Below are 20,354 nucleotides of genomic sequence, written 5' to 3'. Positions count from 1 at the left end.
ATTATAAAATCCATGGGTGGAAGCTTAATTTAATTTTTACGTTGCTCGTGTTTTATGAAAGGAGAGTGTCTATTTGATTTAGCAAGCTTCTAGTTGTTCGTTATGTGGTATTAATTTGAATGTAAGAAGAGGATAATCATGAAAAATAATCAGCAAAAAAAGAAAAGCACTAATAAATCGAAAAAACAAAACAAATACCGTGCGTTATCATTAGTGTTGACAAGTAGTTTGGTTATTGCACCATTAACGGTTCCGCTGTCATTTTATTTACCAGGGGGAATTACTGCTTCTGCAGAAATTTTATCCAACATTAGTAGTTCGAACAACAGTGGAACAACTACTGGAGCTTGTTGAGCTGCGGCCGGTGCTTCGAAAAATGTTAATTTTACAATTTCCGGAAGTGAATTGATAGGCGGTTCAGTTATCGCAAGCGGAACAAAACAAGCAGTTTTGACTATTCCAACTGCACTAAATGACAAAGTTTCTCCAAATGGAGCAGCGCAAATTGATACAAATATCACATTGACCGTTGCTGATTTGACCTTCTTGACTGGAACACTAAATGCAGTTAATAATCTATCAAACTTATTAACTGATATCGTTGATGGATCATTAGGTAGTTTGACAGGTGTTACGTTGGATTTAACGACAGTTAATCATTTAAATAATCTGGAAAATTCGGGGAGCGCTCAGTTTAGCGCTAATGCAGTACTTTCTCCAGATGGTACTGATATTCATGCCGACATGGATGACGGACTAGGCTTAGTTTTGGCACAGAATGTCTCCTCTCTTTTACAAGATTTAAAAGCAGCAGTTGATGCTTTACATGCGACAGGTAGTGGGATTTGCAGCAATTTAGTTGCAGCTGCAATCAACACTGCATTACTTCCAGTTAAAGGTACAGTAGATACGGCCATTAATTTGGCTCTTCCATTGGTGGGAATTGTCGGTTCTGGAGTCAATCAATTGGCTGATGCATAAGTGTTAGGTGGTACGACCAGCAATATTCCAACAACGGTTATTAGCCCAACAAGTTTAGCACAAAATCTAGATGCACGTTTTGTTGGAACGGTTGTAAAAGCGGATGCTATTGATGTCAGTTTGATCAGCACAGCTAATGGAGTATCAGATATTAATTATGCTGGAAATGCAGTAGTAGTCGCACCACCGGTAGTAACAAATACAACCCGTACTTCAGCAGCAGGTTATACAGTCACAGGTACGGCAACTGCAGGCGATACGGTTATGATTAAAAATGCAGGTGGTACAACGATCGAATTAGGACCAGCAACAGGCAGAAACTTCTCAATCAACATTCCACAAGGTTCAGCAGGTGCAAGTGAAGAATTGACAGCAACTGCTTCAAATGACGGTGTCGATAGTACACCAACAACTTTCACAACACCAGCTGATCCGGTTGTAATCACAGCTCCAGTTGTGAAAGGGGTCACAGGTGATTCAGCAACTGGTTATACCGTAACGGATACAGCGACTCCTGGTTGATATCATTTCAGTTAAAAATGCGGGTGAAACTGTAATTGGAACGGGTATAACTGACCTACTGGGAAATTATACCGCAATCATTCCAATTGGTTTAGCAACGCCAATCATTGATAGTGTTACTGGAAATTCAATGACAGGTTATACGATTAAAGGAATTGCAACACCAGGAAATGATGTAGTCATTGAAAATGGTAACGGAGAAGTTTTAGGTAGTGGAGAAGCCAATGATTCGGGTGCATTTGTCATCGAAATCCCTATAGGTTTTGCACAACCGAAGGAGTTAGTTTCTGCGATTGCGAAAGATAAAGAGGGCAATCGAAGTGAACCAGCTAAATTCAAATTACCAGCTGACTCAGGTGATGGTAACGGAAATGGCAATGGAACAGGCAACGGTTCTGGTAAAGGTAGTAACTTAGGCAATAATGGCAGCTCAGGCTTGAAAAACCTAAGTAGTCACAAAAAAATCTTCCTAATAACGGTGAAATCTTTAGTAATTGAGGAGTGTTAGGCGCTTTATTATTAGGTGCTTTTGCTTTCTTCACCTTCAAACGTACAAACAAAAAAGAAGATGAATAAATCAGAAACATAATGCATTAACTTTCTATAAGTGTTAAAACATGAGGTGGGACATGCGTCCTACCTCATGTTTTTTTAGCAAAAATGGACTGTTTTACCAGAATAGCTGCATTTTGGGAGAAAGAAACTTCCTTTCTGATTCTTTTTATCGTAAAATGAAATTAGACAAAATGAAAGGGAGGATATACACATGCCGATTTGCGTTCCAAAAGAGCTACCAGCTATTAAAGTATTAGAAAAAGAGAAAATATTTGTAATGGACGAAGATCGCGCCATGCACCAAGATATTCGTCCTTTAGAAATTTTGATTCTAAATTTGATGCCTAAAAAAGATGAAACGGAAGTTCAGCTTCTGAGACTATTAAGTAATACGCCTTTACAAATAAATGTTGATTTTTTGCATATGAGTAGTCACGACGCAAAAAATACATCTATTGATCACTTGAAACGTTTTTATCATCAATTTAAGGAAGTAAAAGATAAATTTTATGATGGTTTGATTATTACTGGCGCGCCGATTGAGCAATTGCGTTTTGAAGAAGTTGATTATTGGGAAGAATTGCAAGAAATTTTTAAATGGAGTAAAACTCATGTGTTTTCAACGTTCCATATTTGTTGGGGAGCACAAGCTGGGTTATATTATCATCATAAAATCAATAAATATCCGCTAGACCAAAAACTATCTGGAATATTTGTACATGATGTTTTAACACCGACCTGGAGTATTTTAAAGGGATTTGACGATGTCTTCTTTGCGCCACATTCTAGATATACAGGGGTTAAAAAGAGCGATATAGATCAGACTGAGGCATTAGAAGTTTTAGTTGAATCGGAAGAAGCAGGGCTTTTTTTAGTTGGAAATAAAAATAATCGTGCTTTTTATGCGATGGGGCATTTAGAATATGATCGTGAAACATTACAACAAGAATTTGAGCGTGATCAACATAAAGGGATAGAGCCTAAGCTACCCAAGAATTATTTCCCGAACAATAACACAAGTAAGGTGCCACAACTCCGTTGGCATATGGCTGCATCATTGTTATTTTCTAATTGGCTAAATTATGCAGTTTATCAAAATACACCATATGATTTAACTGATTTACTTGAAGTCGGGAAATATTAAATAGATAAAAATAAAACAAAGTAGAAATATTACTTTTGTTTTATTTTTTTATCTAAATACGTTTGTTTCAAAAATGCAAGCGTTACCTTTTCGAAATAGTTCAATAATTTTTTGAAGCATTCTTGTTCCTTTTTTTTTTAAAGTAAACGTATTATAAGGAGAAGGAAGGAGGCCGTAGGTTGATGGAATGCTAAGGTATAGGTAGCTTGAATCATAACCATCACAAATACCATAGTTATTTATTTGGTTTGTCTTAGCAGAATAAATAACGTATTAATAGTATCAAAGGTTTCAAAAAAATGAATCATGAGGTACATACCCCTAAATCAACATTATTTTGGGAGACGTTCCAAGATTTCAAAAAATGAATAGGCTTTAATTAACTATGTTGGAGGAATAATGATGAAAATACCTAAAAAATTTTTGAGCGGGTTGTTACTTTCCATACTATTTCTGTTTTCGTTCGTACCTGTTTTTGCACAAGAAATTGATGCAATCACAGCACCTACAGGAATCAAGGCTATAATCGTGATCATTCCCTTGATCGTAGTTTTAGTTTTATTGTTTATGAAGGTCGATATGATTATTGCAGGTTTTGTTGGTGGAGTTTTGGCAATGATCATTGGTGGAATTGGTTTAGAACAAGCCAATAAACAATTATTAGAAACAATTCCTATGATGTTGGGTATTACTGTTCCAATCATCAACTCAGCGGTTGCAATGGCCGTATTTAAATCAGGCGGTTACTCAGCAGCACTGACACTTGCTAAACGAGGAACAAAGGGAAAACTCGAATATGTTTCAGCATTTATTGTTGTTTTGTTAGCAGCAGCAACCTATATGTCTGGTATTGGCGGTGGTAGCGCTATGGTTATTGCACCACTGGCTTTTGTAGCAGTTGGGGTCGTTCCTGAACTGATTGCGGCAATGTCACTTTCTGCGGCGGTTTCGTTTACTACGTCACCTGCATCTTTAGAATCAAGTATCGTTTCGAAGTTGGGTGACTTTAGTGTAGCTAAGTATGTTTCCGACATGCGCCCGATTTGGTTAGTGTTTTGTGCGTTAGCCATTATTTTAGCTTTCTGGGGAACCAAACGCCGAAATTTGGGCTTTAAAGAAAATAGTGAGGATGAATATGCCTCAATGAGCAATAAAGCATTATTTAAATTGACCTTACCAGCAATCTTTTTATTGTTTGCGGTAATTTTTGGTCCTGTAGTCAATGATCTTGTTGGATTTGCTTTATTAACTCCTTTAGTTTATATGATAGTAACTTTAGCGTTGATTTATATCTGTTCAGATTTTACTTTAAATCAGTCCGTTGAAGCGATGGTGGATGGGTCAACGTATATTTTGACTCGATTATTCCAAGTAGGGATTTTTCTAGCATTTATTAATATTATTGCTCAAACAGGAACATTTGCGGTTATTGCCGGGATTGCTAGTGCCGCGCCGACCATGATCATGGTTCCAGTTGCAATTTTAACCGGAATTTTAATTGGTGTGCCAGCGGGTGCATATGTAGGCTCCGTACTAACACTTGTATTACCAGTAGCTGTGTCCTTAGGTTTTTCTTCTATTGAACTTGGATTAGTTGCTGTAGGCGTTGGGTTAGGCAGTCAAATGAGTTTTGTTAATATTACGATGCAAGCCTTATCATCAGGATTCCAAATTCCAATTTTAGACGTTGTAAAAGGGAATGTAAAATGGATCAGTATGGCATCAGTGGTATTAATTTTGATTGGTTTCTTTATTTAGTTTAAATAGAAAGGGTGGAAAACATGGATATTTTAATTAAACAAGCGAGATTAAGTGATGGAGAAGCATTGCAAGATGTAGGGATCAAAGACGGTAAGATCGTTGCGATTTCAGAAAATTTAACGGATAATGCCGTAACGGTCATTGATGCAAAAGGTCGTGTTTTGATTCCAGGCTTGGTAGAAAGCCATATTCATTTGGATAAAGCCTTGATTGCTGATAGAAAGCCAAATAAATCAGGAACTTTACAAGAAGCAATCAGTGTTACCGCGGAATTAAAGCCAACATTTACCGAAGAAGATATTTATCAACGAGCAAAACGAGCGTTGGAAATGATTATCTCTCACGGTGTAACTGCTGTTAGAACACATGCGGAATTTGATCCAGCTCAAGGTTTTTCTGGCTTTAAAACTATTATGAAATTAAAAGAAGAATATCGTGATCTAATCGATATGCAAATTGTGGCATTCCCCCAAGAAGGGATTTTTAAAGCGCCTGGTACGGAAAAGATGATGTATGAAGCAATGGAAATGGGGGCAGATGTTGTCGGCGGTATTCCGTATAATGATGCTCCAGCGGACAGGCATATAGATTTAGTTTTTGAAATTGCTAAAAAATATGATAAAGACATTGATCTTCATCAAGATTTTAGTGATGAAGCAACAGATATTTCAATAGAATATCTATGTAAAAAAACGATAGCTGAAAACTATCATGGCAGAGTGTCAGTCGGACATTTAACTGCTCTACATGCGTTAGAACCAGAACGTTTAAATGAAATTTTATCATTAATGTCTGAAGCTCAAATCAGCGTGATGGCCTTGCCAGCAACTGATTTGCATTTAGGAGCTAGAAACGATGTGTACAATGTTCGCAGAGCTGTGACACCGATCAGAAAGCTTCGTGACGCAGGCGTCAATGTCTGTTTAGCGACTAATAATATTCGTAATGCGTTTACGCCTTATGGGAATGGTGATTTAATGCAAATTGCCATGTTAGCTATTCCAGTCGGGCATTTAGGTGGAGCGGATGACTTACCGACTGTTTTACCAATGATCACAGAAAATCCAGCTAAAGCCTTAGGTCTTGAGCATTATGGCGTTCAAGTAGGCAATAAGGCTGACTTAGTCTTACTTGATACGAAGGTCAAAGCAGATGCTATTATTGATATTCCAGAGAGAAATTATGTTATCAAAAATGGAAAAATCACTGTCGAAGTAAAAAAAGAAGTCACCATCTTTAAATAAGTCATTCCGAACAACCAGCTATGTGATCGATAGCTGGTTGTTTAATTACCTATAATTATATTATGTAAACTATATATGGTGAGAAAATAATAAAATATAGTAATACCAAATACATCATGTAAGGCCTGTCTCTTATACACATCTAGATGTGTATAAGAGACAGAGTCTTACTTGATACGAAGGTCAAAGCAGATGCTATTATTGATATTCCAGAGAGAAATTATGTTATCAAAAATGGAAAAATCACTGTCGAAGTAAAAAAAGAAGTCACCATCTTTAAATAAGTCATTCCGAACAACCAGCTATGTGATCGATAGCTGGTTGTTTAATTACCTATAATTATATTATGTAAACTATATATGGTGAGAAAATAATAAAATATAGTAATACCAAATACATCATGTAAGGCTTATAAAGCTAATTAGTCATATTTATTCTCAATTAAATTACACAATTGAGAATAAAAATAGAAATTGCTTGTATTTGTAGCTGATTATATGATACTCTTTATTATATAATAAATAATATTGGAGGTACAGGAAATGAAAGTTATTGTTTTAGGTTCATCGCACGGAGGCTATGAAGCAGTTGAGGAATTACTAAGTCTACATCCAGATGCACAAATCCAATGGTACGAAAAAGGCGATTTTATTTCTTTTTTATCCTGTGGTATGCAACTTTATTTAGAAGGTAAAGTAAAAGATGTTAATTCAGTTCGCTATATGACTGGTGAAGAGATGGAGAGTAGAGGGGTCAACGTTTTTTCAAATACAGAAATAACTGCGATTAAACCTGAAAACCATCAAGTAGTGGTGAAAGATTTATTATCTGGAAAAGAACGCACTGAAGGGTATGATAAACTAATCATCAGTCCAGGAGCAGTTCCTTTTGAATTAAATGTCCCAGGTAAAGAATTAGAAAATATTTATTTAATGCGTGGTAGAAAATGGGCAATCAAATTAAAAGCAAAAACCGTTGATCCAGAGGTAAATAATGTGGTTGTCATCGGTAGTGGCTATATTGGTATCGAAGCTGCCGAATCCTTCGCAAAAGCTGGTAAAAATGTCACCGTTATCGATATTTTAGATCGACCATTAGGTGTCTATCTGGATAAAGAATTTACTGACGTATTGACTGAAGAAATGGAAGCTAATAATATCAAGGTTGTAACAAACGAAACAGTTCAAAGCTATAAAGGTGAAGGACAGGTTAAAACAGTTGTAACTGATAAAGCTGAATATGCTGCTGATCTGGTTGTTGTTGCAGTTGGTGTTCGTCCTAATACAGGCTGGTTAAAAGATACGTTAGACTTACATCCTAATGGTCTGATTAAAACCGATGAGTACATGCAAACAAGCGCTGCTGATGTTTTTGCAGTTGGAGATGCAACATTGATCAAATACAATCCTGGTGAGACAGAAGTCAACATTGCTTTAGCGACAAATGCAAGAAAACAAGGTCGTTTTGCTGTGAAAAACCTAATGAAACCAGTAAAACCATTCCCTGGTATTCAAGGATCTTCCGGTTTAGCTGTTTTTGATTACAAATTTGCTTCTACAGGAATCAATGAAGAAATGGCAAAAAAATTGGATAAGAAAACGAAATCTACCTTAGTTGTTGAAGATTATTTGATGGATTTCAATCCTGACAAACAAAAAGCTTGGTTTAAATTAGTATACGATCCTGAAACAACTCAAATTTTAGGTGCTCAGTTGATGTCAAAAGCTGATTTAACGGCTAATATCAATGCTATTTCCTTAGCAATCAAGGCAAAAATGACCCTTGAAGATTTGGCCTATGCTGATTTTTTCTTCCAACCTTCATTTGATAAGCCTTGGAATATCATCAATACAGCTGCTTTAGTGGCGTTAAAAAATGAACAATAGTTTATAAGACTAAAAAAAGACCACAGAAAGAAATCTTCTGTGGTCTTTTGCTCGTAGCAGAAAGATGGTATGATTTGATTAAATAACTTGAATTGGCGGGAAAAATAATATGACCATTATTTTAGAAGAAATGAACGTATAGATTTTGATAACTATCTCTCTTTTGCAATCAAAGACTATGCTCAAGATAAGATTACTGCAGGGACTTGGAATAAAGAAAAAGCAATTCAACTAGCAACAAAAAGTTTTAATGAGCTTTTACCTGATGGAAAGAATACAAAAAACGAATATCTATATTCGATTAAAGACGAATCATTTGATAAAAATGTTGGTTTCTTATGGGTTCATTTAAATAAAACACCTTATGATTCAAGATTTTTCATTTATGACTTTATCATTTTTGAAGAGTATAGAAATATGGGCTATGGTAAACAAACGATTGCACGTCTTAGCGAAAAGGCCAAAGATATAAATGTCTCTCAGATCGACTTGCATGTATTTGCTCATAATAAAGGAGCGATTCATTTATATGAAAAAACTGGATTCATAGCGACTGATATCAGCATGTCAAAGAAGATCTATTAAAAGTCTTAAACAAAAAAGGAGAACAGCATGTGTCAGCATCCAAGCGCAAAAATCATGACAGAGTTGATTCAAAAACAATGGACAAAACATTCGATCTATGCTGCAGTTATCAATGAAAAAGCAGAGATCATTTCAATAGGTAGAACTACTGTTACAGAAGAAAATGATCCAACAGCTCATGCTGAAGTTAATGCAATTAGACAGGCCTGTAAGTTTTTAGAAACGGATAATTTACCGTCAGGCTATTGGTTATATTCAACCTTTGAACCATGTCCGCTTTGTTCAGCTGCTGCTATTTGGAGTGGAATAGACGGAATCGTTTATGCTAATGACCCTAGATTCAGAGGTAAACTTCCAGATTGGTCGTTTATAAAGTGTCGAACTATGCTAGAACAAGGATCTGCCATTCATCAAGTTGAGTTAATCGAAAATTTTATGCTAGATGAGATTAAAGACTACTTCACAAGGCACCTAAGATGAAAAAAACTTTTCGCTTAAGTGTTAAATGTAAATCATTAATTAAGGGGCGAATAGAATAATGTACTATTTTGATAATAATGTAAAAGTCTTTTATGATAGTATCGGAGAGGGGAGACCGCTACTTATTATTCATGGTTTTGCCATTGACCATAGAGCAGTAAAAGGGACTGTTGAAGAATCTATCAAGTATAAGAACTATAGACGAATCTATATTGATTTACCTGGGATGGGCAACTCACCAGCTCCTGATAAAATGATTGATGCTGATGAGTTACTAAGTATTTTACTTAAATTAATCGAGAAGATTATCGGAACAGAACCATTCTCCGTTTTAGGTTATTCTTATGGTGGATACTTAGCTTTAGGACTTGTTAAATTTATTCCTGAACAAGTCGAAAAATTAATTTTGTTAGCTCCAGTTGTAAAAGCAAATGCTAAGCAACGAAACTTGCCAGAAAAAACTAAAATAACCTCAGAGTTTTTTGAGGTTGAGAATAGAACTCTCTTTGCTCAGTACAAAGCTTCAGCAGCTAATATAACAGAACAAGGATACAAGAACTTTCTTAAAGAGATTTATCCAGGACTTGTCATTGGAGATCACAATTTCCAAAAGACTTTCCAGGAAGTTGGATATGCCTTCAAGTTTGAAAAAAGTCTTTTCGCTAAACCGATCATTTGCGATAGTTTGATTATTTTAGCTGAACAGGATGATGTCGTTGGATTCCAGGATACCTTGGACCATGAAAAAGACTTTTATAATGGTAGCTTTGTATTGATTAAAAATGCTGGGCATAATATGCAACTAGATCAACGAGAGTCTGTTACAACTGAAATCTGTAATTTTTTAAGTTAACGACTAAATAGTCTTTTAATTTGTCGAATCAAACTACTTTGTATAATGTATATTATGTTAACTAGAAAACGAAATAAACTTTAAGTGTCCATTCATATATATAACTTTATAGAAAAAGACAGTCCCCTCATTTTAACTAAGGTTCACTGTCTTTTCTAAAGTAATTTTACAAGATCGGTGATAATAATCGTGAAAAGTTTTGTTTAAACCGCAACCAATGTGATTGATTTTGAATTATTTCGTCTGTTAATAATAGACTTACGTTCATATCTGATTCAAATATTTGCGTCAATTTCCAAGCAACTTCTGTATCATAGATAAACGTACTAACTTCAAAATTCAAGGCATAACTTCTGATATCTTGGTTCGTTGTACCGATCATACAGATTTCATTGTCGATGATCATTGTTTTAGCATGTAAAAAGCCATTCTGATACATATAGATTTTAATTCCACGTTTATGCAAATAGTTCGCATAATACTGTGTAGCACGATAAATAAAAGGATGATCAGGCATACACGGAATCATGATACGTACATCGATACCAGATCGAACAGCAATCAACAGTGCATTGATCATACTATCATCAGGTATTAGATATGGCGTTTGAATCCAGACTGATTTTTCAGCAGATAAAATCATTTTAATGAACCCACTTTTTAAGATTTCTTCCTCTGAATCCGGTCCATCGGAAACAACTTGTAATGCTAAATCACCAAGCTGGCTGTCCTCGGCAATTTGGAAATAGTGATCAAGATAGTCCATCTTCTCTGCATCATGTTGTACAGAGGCATTCCAATCCATAATAAAAACTTCTTGAAGCGAAAAAACTGAAGAGCCAACTAAACGAATATGTGTATCTCGCCAATAACCGAATTTTTTGCTCTCTCCGAGATATTGATCGCCGACATTAAATCCGCCGGTCCATCCTATTTTGCCATCGATTATAACCATTTTGCGGTGTAAATGGTAGTTTAACCGGGTTTTGCTAATCATATTTTTAGAAGTAATAAACGGCGCAACTTTCCCGCCTAAAGCAACAAAGTCTGCAAAAAACTTTTTATTCGCTCCTGGAGAGCCCCATGGGTCATAAACTAAATGGACTGAAACCCCTTCTTTGACTTTTTCACCAAGTAAATTTAAAAACTGATTCCCGATTCGATCATTAAAAAATGAATAATACTCAACATGAACCGTCTCTTTAGCTTGGCGGATATCTTCAAATAAAGCTTCGAATTTTTCTTTGCCATCAGTGTAAATTTTTAAGCTATTTCGTTTACTTAATGGTGAAGAATCCATGTTTCTGAAGTACTTATTCAATACGCGAGCATCTGTTAGTAAATTAATATCCAATTTACCATCTGATTTCAAATTATCAGCATCAACCATCTTCTTGATCTCAGTGATTTTTTCTTGATCATACGCAGTCAAATTAAACACTTTTTGACCATTGATTCCTCTGCCGCAAAAGAGATAAATGATAAACCCAATGCCTGGTAAAAATAATAAGGTCATAATCCACGCTAAAACACTTGAAATGCTGCGAGGTTTTCTAAAAACGGTAATTAGTGCTGCTGTCGTATTTAATAACAATAAACCAACAAGTATGGTAATAAAAATCTGCATCTGTTTTCATTTCTCCCTTAAAATACGTAATATAGTGATTATAGCAAAAACTAGTGATTCATCCAACAAATAACATTAGCTTAACCAGAATTCAACAATTCAAATAAAGATTGCCCTACCCTATTTAAATTGTTGTAATGTTGTACTATAATATGCTGAACTATTTAATTGAAAAGAGGACTAATTGTAAATGGATATCAAAATGCTTGTTACTATTTTTGTAGTGAATTTTTCTTATATCACATTGAATACCATTCGTTTTATGTTAACAATGAAAGGCTACCGTTTGATTGCTCCTTTAGTCAGTATGGCAGAAATAACGATTTACGTATTAGGTCTTAGTATGGTCTTGAACCGCTTGGATAATCCGATAAATCTGGTTGTTTATGCTCTCGGTTATGCAGTTGGGATTAGTGTAGGAATCAAAATTGAAGATTATCTAGCTTTGGGTTACATCATGGTAACGGCTATCCTACCTTCTTCCACAGAACAACTCAATTTGGCAGAGATTCTGCGAGACCACGGGTATGGCGTTACACAAAGCTTTGGAGCTGGCCGTGAAGGAGAGCGCATGATTTTAGAAATTCTTTCCCCACGTAAAAATGAACGTAGCTTATATAAGTTGATCAATGAAAAAGAACCTAGGGCATTTATTATTTCTTATGAGCCCAAGTTTATCTCTGGTGGTTTTTGGACGAAAAAAGTACGTAAGCGTAATAATTAAGAGAAAAACACTCAAAGATTTGTTCCAGACTTTCTTTGAGTGTTTTTCTCTTTTGTAATCAAGTTTACATAATATTATTATGCTAAACTAATATTTGAAATAATGAATATGATTTTGCTTAGACAAACTATTTTCAACTAACACACTATAAATTTGGTGTTTTAAAAAGACACGCTGATTTTCATCTGTGATATTTGCCCATAAAGAGCTTAATTCGGTTTTCATTTGATCTAGACGGACCTTTAGTTCATCTGAAAGAACTTGATTTTCTAATAATGGAACGGCAAAATATAATTGGTTTTCTTCATCTCGCACCAAATCACCCGTTACAAGTAGAGCTTCTTGAAAAATATTTACCTTACATTCTCTTGTTTTATTTCTATTTACAGTACGTATTACCTTTTGAATTTGTTGGATAAAATAATTGAGATCTATATCCCCGATTAAATTTTGCAAAGGCTCAAAAATTTGAGGCAACACTTGACTTTTGGATAGTAGATTGAAATAGTTTGCTAAATCAAATGGAACCTGCTGGGCTGTAAAAATCGAGACAAACCGTAATGTATCGTTGCCCTCCTCCCTTCTCTGAAACAAAGGTAGGCCATTCGAAGAATCTTTAACGCCAAAGAAGTAATCTCCTTGCTCTCCACTAAAGAATAAAGACCACAGCCATTCACCAAAAAGAAAATAATTCGTTCGTTCACTTTCCAGTTTCATTCTTTCTAATAACCCTATTATTGATTCTGGAAGAATTTGGGTTTTTTCGTTGGAATAAATCGGAAATGAAAGTGAATATCTTCTGTTTTTTCGTTTAATCAGATTGTATTTGATTAGTTTATCTAGGTATAGTTCTAAGTTGCCATTTGTTGGAAGATCAGCTTTGATTTGACGTAGAATAATCTCTTGATCTTGACGTTCTGTGAAGTATGCTACGATCTCTTTAAAGAGTGGATCAGAGACGATTTTATCCAAAGGTTCACTCTGGTTAGTTTGAGCATAGTAATAGGTTGTATTTTCCATAGTTGACTCACGCTTTCTACTTATCTACTCTTCTTCATAAGAAAAACTACAGCTGGAGTAATCAACGCCACCTGTAGTTTATTAAGTTGCTAAATCAGATGTATACTTTAGCTAAATGCTTCAGTTAACTGAGGGACAACTTGTTTTTTACGAGAAACAACACCGTTTAAAAATGCACGGTTATTATTTAATGTTACATTAAAAGCTGCTTCTACTTTATCTAATGAATCACCGATCACTAATAATTCAGAATCGCTATCTAAAATATTTGTCACGATCAAAACAAATAAATCATATCCATTTGTTGCATTTTCATTTTTCATTGCAGCTTCTAGTTCTGTCTGACGAGCTAATACTTCATTCAGGTCAACTGTATTGACTTGAGCGATACGGACATTCTTAGCACCCATCGGAAAGCTTTTAGCATCCAAATCTAATAATGTTTCAGCAGATTTGTCGCTTAAATTAGTACCAGCTTTTAACATGTCTAAGCCATAGCCATTCAAATTGATTTCAGCGATACTTGCTAGTTCATTCGCAGCATCGATATCTTCTTGTGTACATGTTGGTGATTTGAATAATAATGTATCTGAAACAATCGCTGATACCATCATCCCTGCAATTTGTTTAGGAATAGTTACATTGTTTTCTTTAAACATTTTCAAGATGATCGTACAAGTACAACCGACTGGTTCAGCACGGTAATACAATGGATCAGCTGTTTTAAAATTAGCAATTCGGTGGTGATCGACAACTGCAAGAATCGTTAAATCTGCAATATCGGAAATACTTTGTTGGAATTCATTGTGGTCAACAAGGATCACTTGTGTTGTCTCGCCAGTCGCACTTTCTACAATTCTAGGTGCATCCACATTAAAGTAATCCAAAGCGTATTGTGTTTCTTCGCTAGGTGCGCCTAAAGCGACTGCTTCTGTTTCCTTGCCTAGTTCTTTTTGTAAGTAAGCAAAGCTGATTGCAGCTCCAATCGCATCTGTATCAGGATTTTGGTGTCCAAAAACAAGAATTTTTGACATAAAAATGGTTCACTCCTTCTTTATTCTTCATTACTAATAATAACAAAAAATAGAAAAGAAACAACAATAATTGTTGTTTCTTTTCTATTTTTATCGACTATCTTGTCGCATAGCCTTGATAGTCGTTGACGTGAAGCAATTTTTTCGCATTTGCTACACGATCTTCTTTCGGTGGTTCGATTCCATCTAATGGATACGTTAAGCCTAATTCATCCCATTTGTATTTACCCATTGTATGATACGGCAACACTTCTACTTTGTCGACATTTTTCAATGTTTTGATAAACGTATCCAACCGAATCAAATACTCATCGTAATCACTACGTTCGGGAACCAAAACGTGACGAATCCAAACTGGTTTTCCAATCTCAGAAAGATATTGGGCCATTTCCAAAATATTTTCGTTTCCTAACGAAGTAAGTAATTTGTGTTGTTCGTTATCAATATGTTTGATATCAAATAACAGTAAATCAGTATAGTTCATTAGTTCTTCGAATTGGCTGAAAAAGGGTTCTTCTCTTGTGAATGGTTTGCCACAAGTATCGATTGTTGTATGTATTCCTTTTTCTTTCGCTTTTTTAAACAAGTCAGTTAAAAATTCTAATTGAAGTAAAGGTTCGCCCCCACTGACAGTGATTCCGCCTTTTTCGCCCCAATAAGAACGATATTTGATTGCTTCTTCTAAAACTTCATCGGTTGTTACTTCGCGTCCGCCAGAACCAATCTTCCAAGTATCAGGATTATGACAAAATTGGCAGCGCATGCGGCAACCTTGTGTAAATACGATGAAACGAACGCCGGGTCCGTCAACGGTTCCAAAATTTTCTGTAGAGTGAATTCTACCGATAACTGGAGTTGTCATTGCTTGTTCCTCATTTCTTTTAAAAAAAGGGCTGACACGAGGTCAACCCTTCAGTTGTTTGTTTATTATAGTCTGTCATGTGAAGTTCTAGAGATAACATCTGCTTGTTGCTCAGGAGTTAAATCACGGAATTTCACGGCATATCCAGATACACGAATTGTTAAGTTAGGGTATTTTTCTGGATGTGCTTGTGCATCTAATAATAATTCGTTTGTGAACACGTTAACGTTCAAGTGGTAACCACCTTTATCGAAGTAGCCATCCATTACGTTACGTAAGTTATCGATTCTTGTATCATCATCTTTACCTAAACCGTTAGGGTTGATTGTTTGTGTATTAGAGATTCCATCTAATGCACTTGTATATTCTAATCTAGCAGTTGAGTTAAGTGATGCTAAAAGACCATTTTTCTCACCTAAGAATTTACCATCTTGGTAGCTTGGGTTAGCACCTGGTGCTAATGGTTTGCCGGCACGACGACCATCTGGTGTATTACCAGTTGCTTTACCGTAAACAACATTAGAAGTGATTGTCAATAATGAAGTTGTTGGTTTAGCGTTACGATACGTATGTTGACGTCTGATTTGAGTCATGAAGTACTCAAGTATCCAATTAGCCATTGCATCTGCTTCTTCATTATCGTTACCATAAGTTGGGAACTCGTTTTGAGGAACATAGTCAATTGCTAAACCATCTTCATCACGGATTACTTGTACATTACCATGTTTGATCGCCATTACTGAGTCAGCAGCATGTGAAATCCCTGCAATACCAGTTGCGAATGTGCGTTGTAAGTTACTTTCCATGAAGGCTAATTGTGCTGCTTCATAAGAATATTTATCATGCATGTAGTGGATAACATTTAATGTATTTACATATAATTCAGCTAACCAGTCCATAATATCTTTGTAACGATCGATAAATTCATTGTAGTCTAAAGTATCGCCAGTCATTGGACGGAACTTAGGAGCTACTTGCATTTTTGTTTTTTCATCTACCCCACCATTGATAGCATAAAGAACAGCTTTTGCTAAGTTAGCACGAGCACCGAAGAATTGCATGTCTTTACCCATAACTGTTGCAGATACACAACATGCGATCGCACAGTCATCTGATCCCCAGTTAGCACGTAATAAATCATCATTTTCAAATTGGATAGATGAACTTTGTTTTGCAATTTTAGAAGCAAATGTTCTGAATCCAACTGGTAAATGTGAAGAATATAACACAGTTAAGTTAGGCTCTGGAGATGGTCCCATGTTTGTTAGTGTGTGTAAGATACGGAAATCACTCTTAGTCACTAATGAACGTCCATCTAAGCCCATACCAGCGATTGATAAGGTTGCCCAGATTGGGTATCCAGAGAATAGTTGGTTATATTCTGGTGTACGAGCAAATTTAACCATACGTAATTTCATGATCAAATGGTCGATCATTTCTTGTGCTTCAAATTCAGTGATAAGGCCTGCTTCTAAGTCACGTTGGATATAGATATCTAGGAATGCAGAGATACGTCCGATAGACATAGCTGCACCATTTTGTGATTTGATAGCGCCTAAGTAACCAAAGTATAACCATTGTATTGCTTCTTTTGCATTTGCAGCTGGTTTAGAGATATCAAAGCCATAAGTTGAAGCCATTTCTTTAAGATCAGCCATTGCTCTGATTTGTTCAGAAATTTCTTCTCTTAAACGAATAACATCATCTGTCATTACTTTGTTACCAGTGTTACTTAAATCTTTTTTCTTTTCGGCAATCAAGAAATCCATACCATATAATGCGATACGACGATAATCACCGATGATACGGCCACGGCCATAAGCATCAGGAAGACCTGTGATGATTTTGTTTTTACGTGCAGATCTCATTTCAGGTGTGTAAGCATCAAAAACACCTTGATTATGTGTTTTTCTCCACTCAGTAAAGATTTTAGACATTTCTGCATCTACTTCATAACCATTAGAAGTCAAAGAGTTATTGGCCATGTTGATTCCGCCAAACGGCATGAATGCTTGTTTTAACGGTACATCTGTTTGCAAACCAACGATTGTTTCTTCTTCTTTGATCAAGTAACCTGGTTCATGAGACGTTACAGTTGCAGGAATATTTGTGTCCATATCATATACACCATTTTTTTCATGTTGTACTTCAAATAATTCCTGTAATTTTGTCCATAATTTGTCTGTGCTTGGTGCGATTGGCTCTAGGAAAGAATCATCACCTATATATTCAGTGTAGTTTCTTTGGATAAAGTCTCGTGTATCTACTGATGTTTGCCATTTTTCGCCTTTAAAGCCTTTCCATTGCTCCATTTTGGGGCCTCCTTAGTATGCTGAAATCTATTGTAACAGCTTTATGTGATTAGTATAACACATCATCGTTTTTATGCAAGCCTTTCCTTACTACATTTCGAACTAATTTATGTTTTTTTTCATTAAATACTCGTATAAAGCTTATATAATAAGCTTTTATATTTGTGATTTAATTAACTAATTTGATCTCACTGTTTCTATAAAGTAAGAAATCTGTTATACAAAAACAGCCCTCTGTACTAGTACAGGGGGCTGTTTTTTCTAATTCTATAGAACAGTTCGTTCTTTTAATTAGATGTTTCTTCTATTTTGGGTTCTAATTCTGCGGTATGCATTTCATGGACTTCTAAAATTTCACCGTCTTGCTTTTCATCCAGCATAAATGATCCATTAGATGTTCGATCATTAATTGGATATTTTTCAGAATCAAGATTATACTGTTTACCGTTTTGCGTTGTTACAAGTAATTCTAAGGGACTGCTCTCGGACATAAATGTTACGCGATGAGGATTTTTCTTCAATTCTCTAAGAACCATCAAACCACGTTTGGCACGTCCTAATTGCGGCAGTTCTTGTGCTAACATTCGTTTGATGCTACCTCGTTGAGTCAAGATCACGATCGGTGTATCGCCGTCTTCATGAACAAGTAATCCATTGACCACATAATCTTGTTCTTTTAAGTTCATTGCTTTCACACCGGCTGCTTTGGCCCCAACGACTGGTACTTCATCCAAAGGATAACGCAGCCCGAAACCGCGATGACTAACTAAGAACACATCCAAAGTTTTTTGTTCGTTTGTTAAAAAGACATTGACGATCTCATCTGATTCGGATTTTAATTTCATACAGTTTGTTGGACGACTCTTGTACGTTCTCCAAGGTTCAAAATCAGTCATTTTAGTTTGTTTGATCATACCTTCTTTAGTCATGAACACGAAGGTTTTCGTTGGTGAAAGTTCTTTATAGGTATAAACTGCAATAATCGATTCATCAACGGATAGATTTAAAATAGCCTGAGATATGTGTTCCCCAATTTCTTTCCATCTTAGATCAGGTAACTCATGAATTGGGCGATAAATCACATTTGCTTTATTCGTGATCAATAAAATATGATCTAACGTATTCACTTCGCCAGTGTAAAGAAGGAAGTCCCCTTCTTTCATTCCGACTTCTTCCGGTTTGGAGGCGCTATACGAGCGTATGCTACTACGTTTGATATAGCCTTCATGGGTAACTGTTACAATGACGTCTTCTTGAGCCACTAACACTTTAGTATCGATTTTGATCTCTTGGATCTCATCTTCGATTTGTGTTAGACGTGGATTACCGTATTGTTTTTTAACCTCACGTAATTCTTTTTTCATGACATTGAATAACTCTTTTTCGTCACTTAGAATTTTGGTCAACTCTGTCACTAACTGATTTAATTCTTCCGTTTCTTTTTCAAGCTGCGTGATATCCGTGTTCGTTAAACGATATAATTGCAATGTAACAATTGCTTCTGCTTGCTCTTCAGTAAAGGCATAAGCTTTTACTAAATTCATCTTCGCATCTTTTTTGTCTTTACTACCACGGATCGTTTCAATTACTTTATCTAGGATCGATAAAGCTTTGATCAATCCAGCTACTATATGTTGGCGTTTTTTCGCTTTGTTCAATTCGTATTGACTACGATTCGTTATGACTCGTTTCCGGTGTGCGATATAGCTATCTAAAATACGTTTTAAGCCGACTTGTTGCGGAGTCATATTATCAATCGCAACCATGTTGAAATTATAATTTATTTGTAGCTCTGTATTTTTGAAAAAATAATTCAAAATACCTTCAGCATTTGTATCTTTTTTCAATTCAATTGCGATTTGTAGCCCAGTACGGTCACTTTCGTCACGTACTTCGGCAATCCCATCGATTTTTTTGTTTAAACGAACTTCGTCCATTTTTTTCACTAATGTCGCTTTATTGACTTCATAAGGAATTTCAGTCACAACGATTTGTTGTTTACCACCTTTTAAAGGTTCAATTCTTGTTTTTGAACGAAGAATCACTTTTCCTCGCCCTGTTTCATAAGCTTTTTTGATTTCTTCTTTTCCTTGCAAGATACCGCCTGTTGGAAAATCAGGTCCTGGAATGAATTCCATTAGTTTGTCTAACGTTGCATTTGGATGATCGATCAAATAAATTGTTCCATCAATAATTTCAGCTAAGTTATGCGTAGGAATTTCAGTCGCATAACCTGCAGAGATCCCTGTTGAACCATTCACGAGTAAATTAGGATATTTTGCAGGCAAAACGGTTGGTTCTTTTTCAGTATCATCAAAGTTCCAGACAAAATCGACGGTTTCTTTTTCGATATCTTTTAAAAGTTCTCCGCTTAACTCAGACAAACGCGCTTCGGTATAACGCATCGCAGCTGGCGGATCACCATCCATACTCCCATTATTTCCGTGCATCTCAATTAAAACTTCACGAAGCTTCCAATCTTGACTCAATCGAACCATCGCTTCATAAATACTACTGTCGCCATGAGGATGGTAATTCCCCATGATATTTCCGACAGATTTTGCAGATTTTCTAAAGCTTTTTTCAAAGGTATTACCATCTTTATTCATGGAAAATAAAATTCTACGTTGGACAGGTTTTAACCCATCACGAATATCTGGTAGGGCCCGTTCTTGAATGATATATTTGGAATATCTTCCAAAACGATCGCCCATTACTTCTTCAAGCGTTAATTCTTGAATATCTTGGCGTTTTTCCAAATTCG

16 protein-coding genes and 2 pseudogenes are annotated in these 20,354 nt (G+C 35.8%); 12 read left to right on the top strand and 6 right to left on the bottom strand.

Features of this window, described 5'->3' with window-relative positions; all coding sequences use genetic code 11:
• The first annotated feature begins 138 nt into the window (after positions 1-138).
• The 11 genes and pseudogenes from A5819_RS19905 to A5819_RS14480 all read left to right on the top strand — a co-directional run bounded on the left by A5819_RS19905 (position 139) and on the right by A5819_RS14480 (position 10,011).
• Positions 139-354 carry a hypothetical protein gene (locus A5819_RS19905; RefSeq protein ID WP_254907284.1) on the top strand — a complete coding sequence of 72 codons (216 nt, stop codon included), beginning with the start codon at positions 139-141 and terminating at the stop codon, positions 352-354.
• A 51-nt stretch (positions 355-405) separates the two neighbouring features.
• Positions 406-1,503: pseudogene (locus A5819_RS20135) on the top strand (adhesive domain-containing protein).
• 130 nt (positions 1,504-1,633) lie between these two features.
• Positions 1,634-2,011 (top strand): Ig-like domain-containing protein, encoded by a 378-nt coding sequence (locus A5819_RS19890; protein ID WP_254907281.1) that lies wholly within the window; start codon positions 1,634-1,636, stop codon positions 2,009-2,011.
• A gap of 258 nt (positions 2,012-2,269) precedes the next feature.
• Positions 2,270-3,202: a homoserine O-succinyltransferase gene (metA, locus tag A5819_RS14510; RefSeq protein ID WP_086279457.1), complete on the top strand. Its 933-nt coding sequence runs from the start codon at positions 2,270-2,272 to the stop codon at positions 3,200-3,202.
• A 402-nt stretch (positions 3,203-3,604) separates the two neighbouring features.
• Entirely contained in the window at positions 3,605-4,960 is a 1,356-nt protein-coding gene (locus tag A5819_RS14505) for a citrate transporter (protein ID WP_086279456.1), read from the top strand.
• A 23-nt stretch (positions 4,961-4,983) separates the two neighbouring features.
• Positions 4,984-6,207, top strand: coding sequence for an amidohydrolase family protein (locus A5819_RS14500; protein ID WP_176271437.1), 1,224 nt, complete (start codon positions 4,984-4,986; stop codon positions 6,205-6,207).
• A 158-nt stretch (positions 6,208-6,365) separates the two neighbouring features.
• Positions 6,366-6,491, top strand: a pseudogene (locus A5819_RS19885) (N-acyl-D-amino-acid deacylase); the annotation flags it as partial.
• A 258-nt stretch (positions 6,492-6,749) separates the two neighbouring features.
• On the top strand, positions 6,750-8,093 hold the full coding sequence (locus A5819_RS14495; RefSeq protein ID WP_086279454.1) for an FAD-dependent oxidoreductase: 1,344 nt from the start codon (positions 6,750-6,752) through the stop codon (positions 8,091-8,093).
• A 138-nt stretch (positions 8,094-8,231) separates the two neighbouring features.
• Positions 8,232-8,678 carry a GNAT family N-acetyltransferase gene (locus A5819_RS14490; RefSeq protein WP_139843305.1) on the top strand — a complete coding sequence of 149 codons (447 nt, stop codon included), beginning with the start codon at positions 8,232-8,234 and terminating at the stop codon, positions 8,676-8,678.
• 27 nt (positions 8,679-8,705) lie between these two features.
• Positions 8,706-9,158, top strand: a complete 453-nt coding sequence (locus tag A5819_RS14485; RefSeq protein WP_254907280.1) for a nucleoside deaminase — start codon at positions 8,706-8,708, stop codon at positions 9,156-9,158.
• A 58-nt stretch (positions 9,159-9,216) separates the two neighbouring features.
• On the top strand, positions 9,217-10,011 hold the full coding sequence (locus A5819_RS14480) for an alpha/beta fold hydrolase (protein WP_086279453.1): 795 nt from the start codon (positions 9,217-9,219) through the stop codon (positions 10,009-10,011).
• A 166-nt stretch (positions 10,012-10,177) separates the two neighbouring features.
• Here the strand turns inward: A5819_RS14480 and cls are convergent, their stop codons facing one another.
• Positions 10,178-11,638, bottom strand: a complete 1,461-nt coding sequence (gene cls, locus A5819_RS14475; protein ID WP_086279452.1) for a cardiolipin synthase — start codon at positions 11,636-11,638, stop codon at positions 10,178-10,180.
• A gap of 190 nt (positions 11,639-11,828) precedes the next feature.
• Between cls and A5819_RS14470 the strand changes: the two genes are divergently transcribed.
• Positions 11,829-12,362, top strand: a complete 534-nt coding sequence (locus A5819_RS14470) for a DUF2179 domain-containing protein (protein WP_086279451.1) — start codon at positions 11,829-11,831, stop codon at positions 12,360-12,362.
• Positions 12,363-12,449: 87 nt separating this feature from the next.
• On the opposite strand, the gene A5819_RS14465 is transcribed toward A5819_RS14470, so the two are convergent.
• The 5 genes from A5819_RS14465 to parC form a co-directional block, all read right to left on the bottom strand.
• The gene (locus A5819_RS14465; RefSeq protein ID WP_254907279.1) at positions 12,450-13,334 is read right to left on the bottom strand and encodes a DUF1803 domain-containing protein; all 885 of its coding nucleotides are present in this window, start codon (positions 13,332-13,334) and stop codon (positions 12,450-12,452) included.
• Between the two features lie 155 nt (positions 13,335-13,489).
• Positions 13,490-14,416 (bottom strand): manganese-dependent inorganic pyrophosphatase, encoded by a 927-nt coding sequence (locus A5819_RS14460; protein WP_086279449.1) that lies wholly within the window; start codon positions 14,414-14,416, stop codon positions 13,490-13,492.
• 97 nt (positions 14,417-14,513) lie between these two features.
• Positions 14,514-15,278, bottom strand: coding sequence for a pyruvate formate-lyase-activating protein (gene pflA / locus A5819_RS14455; RefSeq protein WP_086279448.1), 765 nt, complete (start codon positions 15,276-15,278; stop codon positions 14,514-14,516).
• 65 nt (positions 15,279-15,343) lie between these two features.
• Positions 15,344-17,590 carry a formate C-acetyltransferase gene (pflB, locus tag A5819_RS14450; RefSeq protein WP_086279447.1) on the bottom strand — a complete coding sequence of 749 codons (2,247 nt, stop codon included), beginning with the start codon at positions 17,588-17,590 and terminating at the stop codon, positions 15,344-15,346.
• 287 nt (positions 17,591-17,877) lie between these two features.
• The gene (parC, locus tag A5819_RS14445; protein WP_086279446.1) at positions 17,878-20,349 is read right to left on the bottom strand and encodes a DNA topoisomerase IV subunit A; all 2,472 of its coding nucleotides are present in this window, start codon (positions 20,347-20,349) and stop codon (positions 17,878-17,880) included.
• Positions 20,350-20,354 lie beyond the last annotated feature (5 nt).

The organism is Enterococcus sp. 7E2_DIV0204, assembly GCF_002140855.1.
In the GTDB taxonomy this organism is placed as follows: domain Bacteria; phylum Bacillota; class Bacilli; order Lactobacillales; family Enterococcaceae; genus Enterococcus_L; species Enterococcus_L lemimoniae.
Note: the sequence above shows the minus strand (reverse complement) of the source record. Positions and strands in the feature narration are given on the sequence as shown.